Source organism: Stenotrophomonas sp. 80084_Sma (assembly GCF_056481995.1).
Map to the genome: position 1 here is coordinate 4,023,914 of NZ_CM151177.1, position 13,751 is coordinate 4,037,664.

The following is a 13,751-nucleotide window of genomic DNA, read 5'->3' on the forward strand; positions in this document are numbered from 1 at the left end:
ACCAGCTGCAAGGGGAACTGCATGGCATCGACGTTGTTGCGCGCCGGGGTAGCCCTGGCACTGCTTTCATTGAGCACGGCTCCGGCGGTGGGCGCCTCGCGCTTCGTCGCCGATCCCTACCCCAGCACCTACCAGGCGCATCCCGATGCGCCGGTGCTGATCCAGAACGCCACCGTGCTGACCGGCACCGGCCAGCGCCTGGACAATGCCGACGTGCTGCTGCGCGAAGGCCGCATCGTCGCCGTTGGCCGCCAGCTGCAGGCCGATGCCGGTGTCACCCGCATCGATGCGCAGGGCAAGTGGGTCACCCCTGGCCTGATCGACGTGCACTCGCACCTGGGCGTGTACCCCAGCCCCGGCGTCGGCGCGCACAGCGACGGCAACGAGATGACCGCACCGGTCACCGCCAACGTCTGGGCCGAGCACTCGGTGTGGCCGCAGGACCCGGGCTTCGCCACCGCACTGGCCGGCGGTGTGACCAGCATGCAGGTGCTGCCGGGCTCGGCCAACCTGGTGGGTGGCCGCGGCGTGACCCTCAAGAACGTACCCGCGGTGACCTACCAGGCGATGAAGTTCCCCGGTGCACCGTGGGGCCTGAAGATGGCCTGCGGCGAGAACCCCAAGCGCGTCTATGGCGAAGGCAAGGGCGTGACCCCAGCCACGCGCATGGGCAACGTGGCCGGCTACCGCGCCGCCTTCATCGATGCCGCCGACTACATCGCCAAGAACAAGCCGAAGCCGGCCAAGCGCAAGGGTTGGTTCGGCAGCGACAAGGGCGACAGCGCCGGTGATGCCGGCGGCAAGCGCGATCTCAAGCTGGACACGCTGGCCGGTGCGATCGAAGGCGACATCCGCGTGCACATCCACTGCTACCGCGCCGACGAGATGGCCACCATGCTCGATCTGGCCAAGGAATTCGGCTTCAAGGTAGCCGCCTTCCACCACGGCGTGGAGGCCTACAAGCTGGCCGACCGGCTGGCCGCCGACGGCGTCTGCGGTGCGCTGTGGGCCGACTGGTGGGGCTTCAAGATGGAAGCCTTCGACGGTATCCCGGAGAACATCGCGCTGGTCGACCGGCCGAAGAACAGCTGCGCCATCGTCCACTCCGACTCACCCGAAGGCATCCAGCGCCTGAACCAGGAAGCGGCCAAGGTGATGGCGTCCGCGCGCCGCGCGCGCATGCCGGAGATCACGCCCGAACACGCCATCACCTGGATGACCGCCAACGCCGCCAAGGCACTGGGCATTGAAGGCCAGACCGGCACCCTGGAGGCCGGCAAGATGGCCGATGTGGTGGTCTGGAACGGCAATCCCTTCAGCTCGTACGCGCTGGCCGAGCAGGTCTTCATTGATGGCCGCAGGTTGTACGACCGCAGTGCACCGGCAGCGACGCCGCGTTCCGATTTCCAGCTTGGCCAGGAGGTGCGCTGATGGGCGTGTTGAACAAGCGTCGCCGGGCATGGCCCGGCGCTACCTTGGTTGCGCTGTTGTTGATGACAACCGCAGCCTCGGCGCAGGACCTGCTGGTGCGCAACGCGACCGTGCATACGGCCAGCACGCGTGGCAGCCTGCAGAACGCCGATGTGCTGGTGCAGGGCGGCATCATCCGCGCGGTGGGCAACGGCCTGTCGGCGCCGGCCGGCGCCAGCGTGGTCGAGGCCAATGGCCGTCCCCTGACACCGGCACTGTTCGGTGGCATCACCGAGACCGGTATCGAAGAAGTTTCCGGTGAATCGAGCACGGTGGACAGTTCGCTGAAGCTCGGTGAGCAGCCACTGCGGCCGGAATTCGACGTCACCCTCGCCTACAACCCGGCCTCAGTGCTGATTCCGGTCACGCGCCTGGAAGGCATCGGCTTCACCGCGCTGGGCGCTGCCACCGGCGGTGGTTTCGTGGCCGGCCAGGGCGGCGTGATGCGGCTCGATGGCAGCACCGATCCGATCGGCCCGCGTGCCCTGTTCCTGCGCATCGGCGCGGCAGCCTCCGAACTGACCGGGCATTCGCGCGCCGCGCAATGGATGCTGTTGCAGCAGATGATCGACGAAGCACGCGGACAGGTGGCTGCGGACTCGCCGCACGCGCTGCTGACGCCAGCCGGACGCCGCACGCTCAGTCGCTACCTGGCCGGCCAGGGCCGCATCGTGGTGGAGGTGGATCGCGCCGCCGATATCCGCCAGCTGCTGCGCTGGGCCACCCGCGAAAAGGTGAAGATCGCCATCGCCGGTGCCAGCGAAGCCTGGCAGGTCGCGCCGGAGCTGGCCGCCGCACAGGTGCCGGTGTTCGTTGACGTGCTGGCCAACCTGCCGGCCAGCTTCGACCAGATCGGCGCCACCCTGGAAAACGCCGCGCGCCTGCAGCGTGCCGGCGTGCCGGTGTCGTTCGTGCAGCGCGGCGACGCCACCCACAACGCGCGCAAGATGCGCCAGCTGGCCGGCAACGCGGTGGCCAACGGCCTGCCGTGGATCGATGGCCTGGCTGGGCTGACCCGGGTGCCTGCACAGGCGTTCGGGGTGGCCGACCAGATCGGCAGCATCGAACCCGGCAAGCGCGCCGACCTGGTGCTGTGGGAGGGCGATCCGCTGGACGTGGCGCACTATGCCGAGCAGGTCTGGCTGGGCGGCCGTGCGATGCCGATGCGCTCACGCCAGACCGAACTGCGTGACCGCTACCTGCAGCGCAACGCGCAGCCCTGACCGCACACGAGGACACACCGATGGCGACACTGCGCTGGTACTTCGACCTCATCTCGCCCTACTCCTACCTGCACTGGCAGAAGCTGAAGCAGCTGCCGCAGTTCGCGCAGATCCAGACCGTGCCAATTGCCTTCGGTGCGGTGCTGCATCACCTGGGCAACCTAGGGCCGGCCGAGATTCCGGCCAAGCGCCGCTTCATCTACCGCCAGCTGTTGTGGACCGCGCAGGCCGAGGGCACACCGCTGCGATTCCCGCCCGGCCATCCGTTCAACCCGCTGCCCGCCCTGCGCCTGTGCCTGGCCGCCGGTGCCAGCGTGCAGGCGGTGGACGTCCTGTTCGACTGGATCTGGCGCGACGGCAACGCGGCCGACAGCCCTGACGCCCTGCGCGAACCGGCCGCACAGCTGGGTATTGACGATGTCGCCAGCGCCATCGCCGACCCGGCGGTGAAGGAGCAGCTGCGCCGTAACACCGAGGCCGCAATTGGCGCCGGGGTGTTCGGTGTGCCGACCCTGGCTATCGATGAGGAGCTGTTCTGGGGCAACGACGCGCACCCTCTGATGGCGGCGGTGCTGGCCGATCCGGGCCTGCTGCGGCAGCCCGAATGGCTGCGCCTGGCCACCCTGCCGGTGGCGGTGCAGCGCAGTCGCTGAACAGGGCGTGGCGCGTTTCCCTCGCGCGCCTGGCTGGGATTTGAGATAGATTTCACGTTTCCGAACCTACAACCGCCCTGGAGGGGGAGCCGCGGATGCGCATCGGAATCGTCGTCGACTCGGCCTGCGACCTGCCGCCGGACTTCATCGCCACCCACAACATCGTGCTGCTGCCGATCACCGTACGCATCGGCGAAGCGGTGCTGGCCGATCATCGCGATGAACAGGCCACACTGAGCTTTCTGCACGCGCACGTGGCCGAACACGGTGCTGAAGCGGAAACCATCCCCTTCAGCGTCAACCAGATCCGCGACCTGTTCCTGCAGCAGCTGGTGATCGATTACGACCACGTGTTCTGCATGACCATCACCAAGACCCGCAGCCCGATCCATGACAACGCGCTGCAGGCCAGTTTCGCCATCCTCAACGACTACAAGCCGGTGCGGCAGGCAGCGGGCTACAACTCGCCGTTCGCGCTCCGCGTGCTCGACACCCAGAACCTGTTCGCCGCGCAGGCGGTGACCGCAGTGGAAGCGGTGCGCCTGCGCGACAGCAACGCCAGCGTGCAGCAGATCCGCGAGCGGCTGGAGGAGCTGGCCAGCAACGTGCACGGCTACATGGTCACCCGTGACCTGTACTACATGCGCGCGCGTGCGCGGCACAAGGGCGACCGCAGTGTCGGCCTGCTCAGCGCCGCACTGGGCAGTGCGCTGGACATCAAGCCGGTGCTGCACGGTTACCGCGGCGAGACCGGACCGGTGGCCAAGATCAAGGGCTTCGACAACGCCGTGCAGAAGTTGTTCGCGGTAGTTGGCCAGCGCGTACGCGCCGGGCTGATGACACCGACGGTGTGCGTCAGCTACGGCGGTGAGCTGGAAGAGCTGCGCACCCTGCCCGGCTATGCACAGCTGAAAGAGGTCTGCGCCACCCATGGCGTGACCGTGTACGAATCGGTGATGAGCCTGACCGGCATGGTCAACGTCGGCAAGGGCGCAGTCACCGTGGGCTTCGCCGATGGGCCGCATCGGTTCGAGTGAGGCCCCGACGCGGCGCGGATCTGCACATCGATTCCACCGCGGTTGTGCCAGTCTTCCCGCACTTCAAGGAGAACTCCATGCCTGCGCAGTACCACATCAGCCTGCCCGACCCGTCCAAGGCCCGCGGCAATGACCCTGACCTGTCCTTCCATTCGCAGGGCGCCGCCGGTTTCGCCGAAGAGCTGCAGGATGCGCTGCGCAATGGCAGCCTGTTCGAGCGCTGGAAGGCCAAGCAGCCTGACCCGGACGCGGTGGAACCGCAGTGGGGCGTGACCGACCCGGATGCCACCGTGACCGGCGAGCAGAAGGACCTGCGCATCAACCTGGTGGCCACCACCCGCATCGACAGTGACGTGTTCAAGCAGCGCCTGCGCCTTCTGGCAGGCCACCATTGGGAACTGCGCGACGTGCGTTGAGGCCATGCCCTGGTAGTGCCGGCCGCTGGCCGGCAACCGCAACATCGATGGAGGTGCCGGCCAGCGGCCGGCACTACCCCGACGATTTCCTACCAGCCCCCGCCCAAGGCCGTGCTCTGGTCGACGCCAACCTTGGTTGGCGCTTCCGGGAAAATCGCCAACCAAGGTTGGCAACTACCGACGAACCGCCGGGCATGGCCCGGCGGTTCCATTTCCCTACCAACCACCGCCCAGCGCGCGGTACAGCTCCACCCGCGCGATCGCAGCCGTGGCCTGGCTGTTGGCCAGCGCAGCCTGGTTGTCCAGCGCGATGCGCTGGGTGGTCAGCACATCCAGCATGTCGACCACGCCAGCCTGGTACTGCCGGCGCGCCGCGCCCAGTGCGCTCTCGCTCTCGTCCACCGCCACATGCAGCTGCACCGTGCGCTGCTGCTCGGCGGCATAGCCATCGATGGCGTCGTCCACTTCGTGCCAGGCCTGCAGCACGGTACGGCGGAACTGCAGCGCCGACTGTTGCTGCTGCAGCCTGCTCAGCGCGAGGTTGGCCTTCAGCCGCCCGCCCTGGAAGATCGGTACGCTGATGGACGGCCCGATGCTGAAGCGGTGCGCGTTCCAGCCATCCAGATCATCCAGCTGCTTGGCCTGGAACCCAGCGTCGCCATTCAAGGTGATGCGCGGCAGGAAACTGGCCTTGGCCACGCCGATGCCGGCCGTTGCCGCATGCAGTGCCGCTTCGGCACGACGGATGTCCGGGCGACGCTCGGCCAGTTCACTGGGCAGCCCCACCGCCACCGCCGGCAACGCCGGCCAGTCACGGCGTGCATCCTGCAGCTGCGCGTCCAGCGCCTGCGGCGGCTGCGCCAACAGGAACGCCAGCGCATTGCGCAGCTGCGATTCGCGATGCCGCAGCGGCGCGATGCGTGCCTGCAGCGATGCCACCTGCGCGGACGCGCTGGACACCTGCAGCGTGCTGGCCACGCCCTGTTGCTGGCGTGCCTCGGTCAGGCGCTTCATGTCGAGGGCGATGCTGAGGTTGTCCTCGGTGATCGCCAGCAGCTGCCGCGTCGCGCGCAGCTGCAGGTAATCACGCGCGGTTTCCGCCAGCAGCGCGATGCGCACCGCGTGTGCATCCTCCTCGGCCATCTGCACGCGTGCGTCGGCCGCTTCCACCTGGCGGCGCACACGCCCCCACAGATCCAGTTCCCAGCTCAGGCCGATGCCGGCCTGGAACAGCCCGTAGTCATCACGGCCGCCGTTGCCGGACGGATCATTCAGGCCCACCTCGCTGTTGCGTGCACGCACGCCACTGGCGCTCGCGCTGACGCTGGGCAGGCGATCGGCGGCGGTGATGCCACGTGCGGCGCGGCTCTGCTGCACGCGGTTGGCGGCCAGCTGCAGGTCCAGGTTGGCCGCGAGCACCTGGCCGGCAAGCTGCCCCAGCAGTGGATCGTCGAAGCCGGCCCACCAGGCCGCGTCCTGGTCGATGGCGTTGCCGGCGACCGCCTCACCCTGCCAGTGGCTGGGCAGTTCCGCCTGCGGGCGTACGAAGTCCGGACCCATCGTGCAAGCAGCCAGGGCCGTGCACAGGCTGGCCGCAACGAAGGTGCGGAACAGGGTGACTGCGCTCATGCACCCTCCCCGCTCTTGTGGCCCGGACTGTGCTGCACGCTCTGCGCGCGGGCGCGGCTGCCCAGGTCAACACTGGCTTCCACCGACATGCCGGCACGCAGCTGGTCCAGCAGTGGCTGGCCGGGTTCCAGCACGATCTTGACGGGAATGCGCTGCACCACCTTGGTGAAGTTGCCGGTGGCGTTTTCCGGTGCGACGGCGGCGAAGGTGACGCCGGTGGCCGGTGCGATGCTGTCGATGTGCCCGCGCAGCGGCTTGCCCGGGAACACGTCCACCTTCAGCTCGACCTGTTGGCCGGCCTGCATGCGGGTCATCTGCGTTTCCTGGAAGTTGGCGACCACGAAGGCGCGCTTCAGCGGTACCACCGCAGCCACCGGCGTACCCGGGGTCAGGTAGGCGCCCACGCGTACCGCACGACGGCCGACCATGCCGTCGATCGGCGCGCGCAGCACGGTGTGCGACAGGTCCAGTTCGGCACGCGCCTGCGCCGCTTCTGCACGCTGTACCGCCGCCTGCGCGGCCTGCACGCCAGCGCTGAGGATGTCGGTGCGCTGGCGTGCGGTCGACAGCGCGGCCTGGCCCTGCTGCAGATGCGCACTGGCCACGGCCTGCTTCGACTGCGCCTGCTGTGCGTTCTGCACGGTGCCGGCGCCGTCACGGGCCAGTTCGCGGTAACGCTGCTGGTCGGCGCTGGCCAGGGTCAGTTCGGAGCGGCTGACATCGACACTGGCCCTGGCCTGTTCAATCAGCGAGTCCTGCTGGGCCAGTGCGGCCTGCGCGTTGGCCAGCTGTGCACGGGCGTTGGCGAGGTCGGCACGGGCCGCCTGCAGGGCCACCTGGTAGTCGCGGTCGTCGATGCGGGCAAGCACGTCGCCCGCCTTCACCGACTGGTTGTCCTCTACTTCCACGGCACTGACGAAGCCGGGAATCTTCGGCGCGACCAGCGTGTAGTCGGCAACGACATAGGCATTGTTGGTGGTCTGGTGACCGCCGTCGCGCAGCAGCAGCCAGGCACCGATGGCCAGGGCCAGCACGCCCAGGCCCAGGCCGGTATTGAGAGTGGTTCGATTGATCGTCATGAGGGGGTTCCTGCGAAAGGTTCAGGCCACGGCACGTGGCGGATGGATGCGGGTGGGCATCCAGGCAATGAGGGGAATGAAGGCCAGCGCCACCAGCGCGACCACCCAGTACAGGTCGGCCGAGGTCAGCGCCTGCACCTGCGCATGCAGGCGCGCGCCCAGCTGCGGGCCCTCGGCCAGCCACGGCTGCTCGCCAAGGCGGTCGACCAGCACGGTGGAATGGAAATGACGGCGGCCCTGGGCGACGGCATCCAGCACGCCGCTGGCGAGCACGGCAGCAAAGCCCTTGACCGTGTTGAACCACGCCGAGGCGAACGGACCGTCCTGCGGTGCCAGCCCGCCAGTGGCCAGCATCAGCAGCGGCAACACCGCCATCGGCTGGGCGAATACCTGCAGCAGCTGTACCCACAGGAAGTTGTCGCGGATCCAGGCCACATCCAGGTGCGAGCCCAGCCAGCAGGCCAGCGCCAGCATCGCCAGGCCGGTGGCCTGCACCCAGCGGCAATCCACTGCGCGGATGTTCAACAACGCCGCCACCAACGGCAGTGCGATCACCTGTGGCAGCGCCACCCACAGCAGCATCGGTGCGGTCTGCAATGGCCGGTAGCCCTGCACGCTGGCCAGGAAACCGGAGGGAATCGAGATCACTGCCAGCAGCACGAACAGCACGCCGCCCAGCGTCACCAGCGAGTAGCTGAGGTTGCGGTTGGCCAGCAGCTGCAGCTTGAAGAACGGCAGCGGGTGGAACCATTCATTGATCATGAACAGCACCATCAGGCCGGCGCCGCCACCGATCATCAGGGTGATCATCGGCGAGTCGAACCAGTTCAGGCGCGGGCCCTGCACCAGGCCCAGCACCAGCAGCACCAGCGCCGGCAGGCCCAGCGCCAGGCCCACGCCATCGAACTGGGCAAAACGCTCCAGCCGCAGCGGGTCCTGCGGCAGGCCCCAGCTGACCATCGCCATGGCAGCCAGGCAGTACGGCACGATCTGCCAGAACGCCCAGTGCCAGCCCACCTGCTCGACCCAGAACGCGGCCAGCGGCGTGCCCATGCTCGGGCCGAAGGTAGCGGTCAACGCGTAACCCGCCAGGCCATACAGCTTGATGCCCGGCGGCAGGAAGCGCAGTGCCACGCTCATCAGCAGCGGCGGCAGCGCACCACCACACAGCCCCTGCAGCGCGCGCAGCAGCAGGAACACCTGCAGGTTCGGGGCAAGCGGGCAGAGCACGCCCAGCACCATGAAGCCACCGATCATCGCCAGCGCGAAGCGGCGCAGCGAGAAGGTGGCGGCACACCACGGGGCGAAGGCCATCGCGCTGACCGACATCGCGCTGTAGAGGGCGACGATCCAGCTGCCGTCATCGACGCTGAAACCCATCGCACCGCGGATGTCGGCCAGGGCGACCTTGGTGATGTTCTCGTTGAAGCCCGACACCAGCACCGCCAGCAGCACGCCACACAGGCCGACCAGAACGCGGCGGTCGAGCCCGGGGGCGGCGGCAGGACGGGGCGCAGCAGCGGCCGGGACAGCGGCGGCCGGCGTACTCATCGCCGGGCACCGATCCGTGCAGTGCACGGCATGTTGGGGGTCATTGGAATGCGCTCAGTGAAACTCCGGGGAGCGCAGTCTAGGGAGCTGGTACCCTGCGAAAAATGGCGCAGCCCGCATCCCAGGCGTGCGTCACGCGCACGCATGAAAGTGTCAGCGCGGAGCCTCCCCTGCGCTTTCGCACATGGTCTTGATCGAGCGCCGCAGCCACTGGTGCGCAGCATCGTTGTCCAGCCGCGGGTGCCAGGCCTGGACGATGGCGGCGGTGCGCACCGGGATCGGCAGCGGGAACAGGCGCAGCGGCAGGCGCATGCTGACGATCCGCTCCAGCATCACGCTCGGCATCTGCGGCAGGATCAGGTCCGACTCGGCGGCCGCGAAGATCGCGCCGTGGAAGGTCGGGCTGATCAGCGCCACCCGCCGCTGCAGGCCCAGCGTGGCCAGGTCGTCATCGATCGGGCCACGCGGCAGCCCCCGCCGCGACACCGCGATGTGGTCGCAGGCAGCAAAACGCTCGGCGCTGATCTCCTCATCGAACAACGGATGATCTTCGCGCGCGGCGCCCATGAACGAGGTACTGAACAGGTTCTGCACCTTGGTATCGGGCGCGTGCTTGCCGGCGGTGCTGATGTACAGGTCGATCCGGCCCTGCGCCATCGCGTCGTCGTCGGTATCGCCCTCGGGCACGAAGCGCAGCACCGCGCGCGGCGCCTGCTGGCGGAACAGTTCACGCAGGCGTCCGCCGAATCCACCGATGAAGACATCATTGGCGCGGACATTGAAGGTGCGCTCCAGGGTGCGCAGGTCGATCTCGCGACCGGCGTTGAACACACGGTGGGCCTGCTCGATCACATCGCGGACCTGCTCACGCAACTGCAGCGCGCGGGGCGTGGGGGCCAGACCGCGGCCGGCACGCACCAGCACCGGGTCGCCCAGCGCGGTGCGGATCCGGCCCAGGGTACGGCTCATCGCCGGCGCGCTCAGGTTCATCCGCCGCGCGGCGGCGGCCACGCTGCATTCGTCAATCAGCACGTCCAGTGCCAGCAACAGGTTCAGGTCCGGCAGGGGCATGACAGTCTCCAGTAAATCAGATGACTCTACGACACTTGTAACCACAGTCGATTGCGTTTTACGCATTCATTGACTGCCGCGCACGGCATGGGTGCGCGCAGTGACATCGGCGACCATCCCCGGCCTGCCAAGGAGACATCCATGTTCAATACCCTGCTGGTCGCCCTGGACGGTGGCCCCCAGCACGCACGCGTGCTGGACCTGGCCGCAGCCATCACCGGCCCCCACAGCCGCCTGCACCTGCTGTGCGTGCTCGACCCCGAATTCGCGCTGGCGGCCGATGCCAGCGAAGCCGACCGCATCGAGTACCCGGAAGCCGCCCGCCAGCGCTCGCGGGCCGAAGCGGTGCTGGCCGAAGCCCTGGCCGAGCTGCGCGAGCGCGGCGTCGACGCCATCGCGCAGATTCCCTCGGGTGACCCGGGCGAAGTGATCAGCGAGCAGGCCCGGCGCCTGAAGTGCGACCTGATCGTCATCGGCCACCGCCACCTGTCCCGCCTGGAACGCCTGTTCGAACCCTCGATCGGGCAATGGACCATCGACCACGCGCCCTGTCCCGTGCTGGTGGAAACCCGCGACCCACAACCCTAGCAACCATGGCCTCCCGTTCCCCGTTGTTTCCCACCCGCGTCAACTACCGCGCCTTCGGCCGCCAGTTCGGCCGCGGCGAACAGGCACTGCTGGCGGCGATACGCCAGCTGCACGATCCTGATCAACAGGCCGATGGACTCGCCCAGCTGAGCAGCCTCGGTATTGATCCCGAAGGCTGCGACGCGTTCGTCGGCCTGCTGCCGCTGCTGGCCACGCCCACCGCCCCGATCGACCTGCTGCCCGCTGGCTCACCGTTCATCGCGGCCAGCGAACTGGACCTGCTGGTCTGCCTGCTGCGCATCGCCCAGTGGCGGCATGCACGCCCGCGCGAAGATGACACGCTGGCACCGTTGCGCCAGCAGCTGGCGCGCTGTGCGATGGCCGTGCAGGCGGCAAACCTGCCGTTGCGCCAGCGCTCTTTGTCACCGGTCGGGCTGAGGCTGCTCGATCCCACTGGCTGGTTGCGGCAGCGCTGACCCGGCCGCGCCGCCCGTGCGTAATCACGCACGGGGACCGGGCACCCGGCGCGCTCAGCAATCCATCCTGCCGTGCGCACTGCCTTCGTCGTCGAGCACGTGCGCATGCAGGATCACCTGGTTGCGACCGGCACGCTTGGCGGCGTACAGGCCGGCATCGGCATCCGCCAGCAACTGATCCGCGCTGGCCAGAGCCGGCGGGTGCAGGTAGCCCACGCCGATGCTGATACTGACCGACCCTTCCGGCAGTGGCAGCGCCGCCACCGCCTCACGCAGGCGCTCGGCCAGCGCCAGCACGCCCGACAGCGGGCTTCCGGGCACGATCACCGCAAATTCCTCGCCGCCGTAACGGGCAACACTGTCACCGGCACGGCCGGCACTGATCTTCAGGACCGTGGCCACGGCCTGCAGGCAGCGGTCCCCGGCCGGATGTCCGTGGCGGTCGTTGAAGGCCTTGAAGTGGTCGATATCCACCAGCAGCAGGCCCAGCTCGGTGCCGCTGCGCCGCGCACGGTTCCATTCCGCCAGCAGCAGTGCATCGAACTCACGCCGGTTGGCCACACCGGTCAGGCCATCCTGCCGAGCGAGCTGGTCCAGCGATGCCTGCCGTTCCATCAGGTCCACCTGCAACAGGATGCTGCGCACGCCGAAGCCCAGCGTTGCCACCACGAAGCCAGTGACCGCCAGCGGCCGCGCATGATCAACCACCAGGGTACCGACCACCAGCAGCAGCAATGGCAGGATCATCGGCCCCGCCGCCTGCACCGTTCTGCCCAGCCTCGGGTGCATCACGAACGTCGGCGCAGGCGCCTGGCTCATCGCCAGCAACGCCAGCAGCAGGAACGGCAGGTCGATCAGCAGATCGTTGTAGGCACCGAAGGACTGTTCCGAGGTGTAGTGGTTGATGTAGTACGCCACCATCAGGTAGCCCACCGCGTAGATCGCCAGCGCGCGGAAGAAGTTGCGCCGCTCCGGAACGTCTCCCACCAGCCAGCGCACCACCGCAAACCCGGCAATGCACAGATTCTGGATATCGAACATGCGCTGCATGTTGGACAACGCGTGGTCGTCGATGTCGACGCGCGCGGCGAACGACTGCGCATGCACGAAGAACAGCACGCCCAGCAACGCGGCCATCGCCGCGTCGATCAGGCTGATGCTCAGCCGCTCGCGGCGTGCACGGGCCAGGATGAACACCAGCGGCACGCCGTACAGCACATACAGGAACAGGCTGGCCTGCGGCGTGACATCGGCACGGCCGGCACCGAGCGCATCGATCATGTTGACGGCCATGCCACCCGCCCAGAGCAGCAGCGCCAGGGCGGTGGCGCGCCAGCCGAGCGCGGCACGGTCGCGGCGCGCCCGCCACAGGCAGGCCGCCGCCGCCAGCAACGGGGCACCCGTGAGGAACCCGAAGGAACCCGCACCGGCCGGACCCGACCACAGGGCCACGACCAGGCCGTGGCAGAGCACATACAGCAGCGCCAGCACTACCGGCATGCATCCCCCGATCCGCAAGGCCGTATGGGCGCACGATAGCCCCGCTCGCGCCACGGCCACGTGATCCAATACAGCAAATACGACACTTCGCGTGCCCCGCCATGGGAGTGCCGGCCGCTGGCCGGCAATCCCGGGGAATCACAGGGCTGCAGGTTGCCGGCCAGCGGCCGGCACTACCGGAAAGCCGTCAGCCGTGCAGGGCGCGGGCGTGGTGGGCGATGTGCTCGCCGATGAAACTGGCGATGAAGTAGTAGCTGTGGTCGTAGCCCGGCTGCAGGCGCAGGGTCAGCGGATGGCCGGCGGCATCACAGGCCTGCTGCAGGCGCTGCGGTTGCAGCTGGGTCTGCAGGAATTCGTCCGCCTGGCCCTGGTCGACCAGCAACGGCAGGCGCTCAGTGGCCACGGCGACCAGTTCGCTGGCATCCCACTGCGCCCAGTCCGCCGGGTTGTCGCCCAGGTAGGCGTGGAAGGCCTTCTGCCCCCACGGCACGTGGCTGGGCGCAACGATCGGCGAGAACGCCGACACGCTGCGGTAGCGCCCCGCGTTGCGCAGCGCGATCACCAGCGCACCGTGACCGCCCATCGAGTGGCCGCTGATGCCGCGCGCATCGGTGACCGGGAAATTCGCCTCGATCAGTGCCGGCAGTTCCTGCGCCACGTAGTCGTGCATGCGGTAGTGCTTCGCCCACGGTGCACGGGTGGCATTGAGGTAGAACCCCGCCCCCTTGCCCAGGTCATAGCCCTCGGCATCGGCCACGTCATCGCCGCGTGGGCTGGTATCGGGCGCGACGATGATCACGCCATGCTCGGCCGCGTAGCGCTGCGCGCCCGCCTTGGTGATGACGTTCTGCTCGGTGCAGGTCAGCCCGCTCAGCCAGTAAAGCACCGGCAATTTCTGCGTTTCCGCCTGCGGCGGCAGGTACACGGCGAACTGCATGTCGCAGCCCAGCGTGGTGGAATGATGGCGGTAGACGTCCTGCCATCCGCCGAAACAGGCGCGGTGTTCAATGCGTTCCATGGTGCTCTCCTGCGCGGCGCGTCAGCGCACGCGTGCTTCT

At 68.4% G+C, this 13,751-nt stretch carries 13 protein-coding genes; 7 read left to right on the forward strand and 6 right to left on the reverse strand.

Annotated features, from left to right (window positions below; all coding sequences use genetic code 11):
- The first annotated feature begins 21 nt into the window (after positions 1–21).
- From ACZK3W_RS18505 to ACZK3W_RS18525, 5 genes are all read left to right on the forward strand, one after another.
- Entirely contained in the window at positions 22–1,431 is a 1,410-nt protein-coding gene (locus ACZK3W_RS18505; protein ID WP_049462465.1) for an amidohydrolase, read from the forward strand.
- The gene (locus tag ACZK3W_RS18510; RefSeq protein WP_253143916.1) at positions 1,431–2,693 is read left to right on the forward strand and encodes an amidohydrolase family protein; all 1,263 of its coding nucleotides are present in this window, start codon (positions 1,431–1,433) and stop codon (positions 2,691–2,693) included. The genes ACZK3W_RS18505 and ACZK3W_RS18510 overlap by 1 nt, the downstream gene beginning before the upstream one ends.
- A gap of 20 nt (positions 2,694–2,713) precedes the next feature.
- Positions 2,714–3,346: a 2-hydroxychromene-2-carboxylate isomerase gene (locus ACZK3W_RS18515; RefSeq protein ID WP_049421816.1), complete on the forward strand. Its 633-nt coding sequence runs from the start codon at positions 2,714–2,716 to the stop codon at positions 3,344–3,346.
- Between the two features lie 95 nt (positions 3,347–3,441).
- The gene (locus tag ACZK3W_RS18520) at positions 3,442–4,383 is read left to right on the forward strand and encodes a DegV family protein (protein WP_032129875.1); all 942 of its coding nucleotides are present in this window, start codon (positions 3,442–3,444) and stop codon (positions 4,381–4,383) included.
- Between the two features lie 77 nt (positions 4,384–4,460).
- The gene (locus tag ACZK3W_RS18525) at positions 4,461–4,799 is read left to right on the forward strand and encodes a hypothetical protein (RefSeq protein WP_032129876.1); all 339 of its coding nucleotides are present in this window, start codon (positions 4,461–4,463) and stop codon (positions 4,797–4,799) included.
- A 216-nt stretch (positions 4,800–5,015) separates the two neighbouring features.
- Here the strand turns inward: ACZK3W_RS18525 and ACZK3W_RS18530 are convergent, their stop codons facing one another.
- From ACZK3W_RS18530 to ACZK3W_RS18545, 4 genes are all read right to left on the reverse strand, one after another.
- Positions 5,016–6,428, reverse strand: a complete 1,413-nt coding sequence (locus ACZK3W_RS18530; RefSeq protein WP_125895595.1) for an efflux transporter outer membrane subunit — start codon at positions 6,426–6,428, stop codon at positions 5,016–5,018.
- Positions 6,425–7,507 (reverse strand): HlyD family secretion protein, encoded by a 1,083-nt coding sequence (locus ACZK3W_RS18535; RefSeq protein WP_006384446.1) that lies wholly within the window; start codon positions 7,505–7,507, stop codon positions 6,425–6,427. The genes ACZK3W_RS18530 and ACZK3W_RS18535 overlap by 4 nt, the downstream gene beginning before the upstream one ends.
- Before the next feature lie 21 nt (positions 7,508–7,528).
- Positions 7,529–9,058 carry an MFS transporter gene (locus tag ACZK3W_RS18540; protein ID WP_032129878.1) on the reverse strand — a complete coding sequence of 510 codons (1,530 nt, stop codon included), beginning with the start codon at positions 9,056–9,058 and terminating at the stop codon, positions 7,529–7,531.
- 153 nt (positions 9,059–9,211) lie between these two features.
- Positions 9,212–10,129, reverse strand: a complete 918-nt coding sequence (locus ACZK3W_RS18545; protein ID WP_032129879.1) for a LysR family transcriptional regulator — start codon at positions 10,127–10,129, stop codon at positions 9,212–9,214.
- 141 nt (positions 10,130–10,270) lie between these two features.
- On the opposite strand from ACZK3W_RS18545, the gene ACZK3W_RS18550 reads away from it, so the two are divergent.
- Positions 10,271–10,717, forward strand: coding sequence for a universal stress protein (locus ACZK3W_RS18550; RefSeq protein WP_478450166.1), 447 nt, complete (start codon positions 10,271–10,273; stop codon positions 10,715–10,717).
- 5 nt (positions 10,718–10,722) lie between these two features.
- Positions 10,723–11,193 carry a hypothetical protein gene (locus ACZK3W_RS18555; RefSeq protein ID WP_049400257.1) on the forward strand — a complete coding sequence of 157 codons (471 nt, stop codon included), beginning with the start codon at positions 10,723–10,725 and terminating at the stop codon, positions 11,191–11,193.
- 54 nt (positions 11,194–11,247) lie between these two features.
- Here the strand turns inward: ACZK3W_RS18555 and ACZK3W_RS18560 are convergent, their stop codons facing one another.
- Together ACZK3W_RS18560 and fghA are read right to left on the reverse strand one after the other, a co-directional pair.
- Complete coding sequence (locus ACZK3W_RS18560; RefSeq protein WP_125895596.1) at positions 11,248–12,693, reverse strand: GGDEF domain-containing protein; 1,446 nt, start codon at positions 12,691–12,693, stop codon at positions 11,248–11,250.
- A gap of 187 nt (positions 12,694–12,880) precedes the next feature.
- Positions 12,881–13,711: an S-formylglutathione hydrolase gene (fghA, locus tag ACZK3W_RS18565; RefSeq protein WP_478450167.1), complete on the reverse strand. Its 831-nt coding sequence runs from the start codon at positions 13,709–13,711 to the stop codon at positions 12,881–12,883.
- Positions 13,712–13,751 lie beyond the last annotated feature (40 nt).

Bases quoted from the DNA above. Each gene is read 5' to 3' on its own strand.
- ACZK3W_RS18505 (WP_049462465.1), top strand. From the start codon at position 22: ATGGCATCGACGTTGTTGCGCGCCGGGGTAGCCCTGGCACTGCTTTCA.
- ACZK3W_RS18510 (WP_253143916.1), top strand. From the start codon at position 1,431: ATGGGCGTGTTGAACAAGCGTCGCCGGGCATGGCCCGGCGCTACCTTG.
- ACZK3W_RS18515 (WP_049421816.1), top strand. From the start codon at position 2,714: ATGGCGACACTGCGCTGGTACTTCGACCTCATCTCGCCCTACTCCTAC.
- ACZK3W_RS18520 (WP_032129875.1), top strand. From the start codon at position 3,442: ATGCGCATCGGAATCGTCGTCGACTCGGCCTGCGACCTGCCGCCGGAC.
- ACZK3W_RS18525 (WP_032129876.1), top strand. From the start codon at position 4,461: ATGCCTGCGCAGTACCACATCAGCCTGCCCGACCCGTCCAAGGCCCGC.
- ACZK3W_RS18530 (WP_125895595.1), bottom strand. From the start codon at position 6,428: ATGAGCGCAGTCACCCTGTTCCGCACCTTCGTTGCGGCCAGCCTGTGC.
- ACZK3W_RS18535 (WP_006384446.1), bottom strand. From the start codon at position 7,507: ATGACGATCAATCGAACCACTCTCAATACCGGCCTGGGCCTGGGCGTG.
- ACZK3W_RS18540 (WP_032129878.1), bottom strand. From the start codon at position 9,058: ATGAGTACGCCGGCCGCCGCTGTCCCGGCCGCTGCTGCGCCCCGTCCT.
- ACZK3W_RS18545 (WP_032129879.1), bottom strand. From the start codon at position 10,129: ATGCCCCTGCCGGACCTGAACCTGTTGCTGGCACTGGACGTGCTGATT.
- ACZK3W_RS18550 (WP_478450166.1), top strand. From the start codon at position 10,271: ATGTTCAATACCCTGCTGGTCGCCCTGGACGGTGGCCCCCAGCACGCA.
- ACZK3W_RS18555 (WP_049400257.1), top strand. From the start codon at position 10,723: ATGGCCTCCCGTTCCCCGTTGTTTCCCACCCGCGTCAACTACCGCGCC.
- ACZK3W_RS18560 (WP_125895596.1), bottom strand. From the start codon at position 12,693: ATGCCGGTAGTGCTGGCGCTGCTGTATGTGCTCTGCCACGGCCTGGTC.
- fghA (WP_478450167.1), bottom strand. From the start codon at position 13,711: ATGGAACGCATTGAACACCGCGCCTGTTTCGGCGGATGGCAGGACGTC.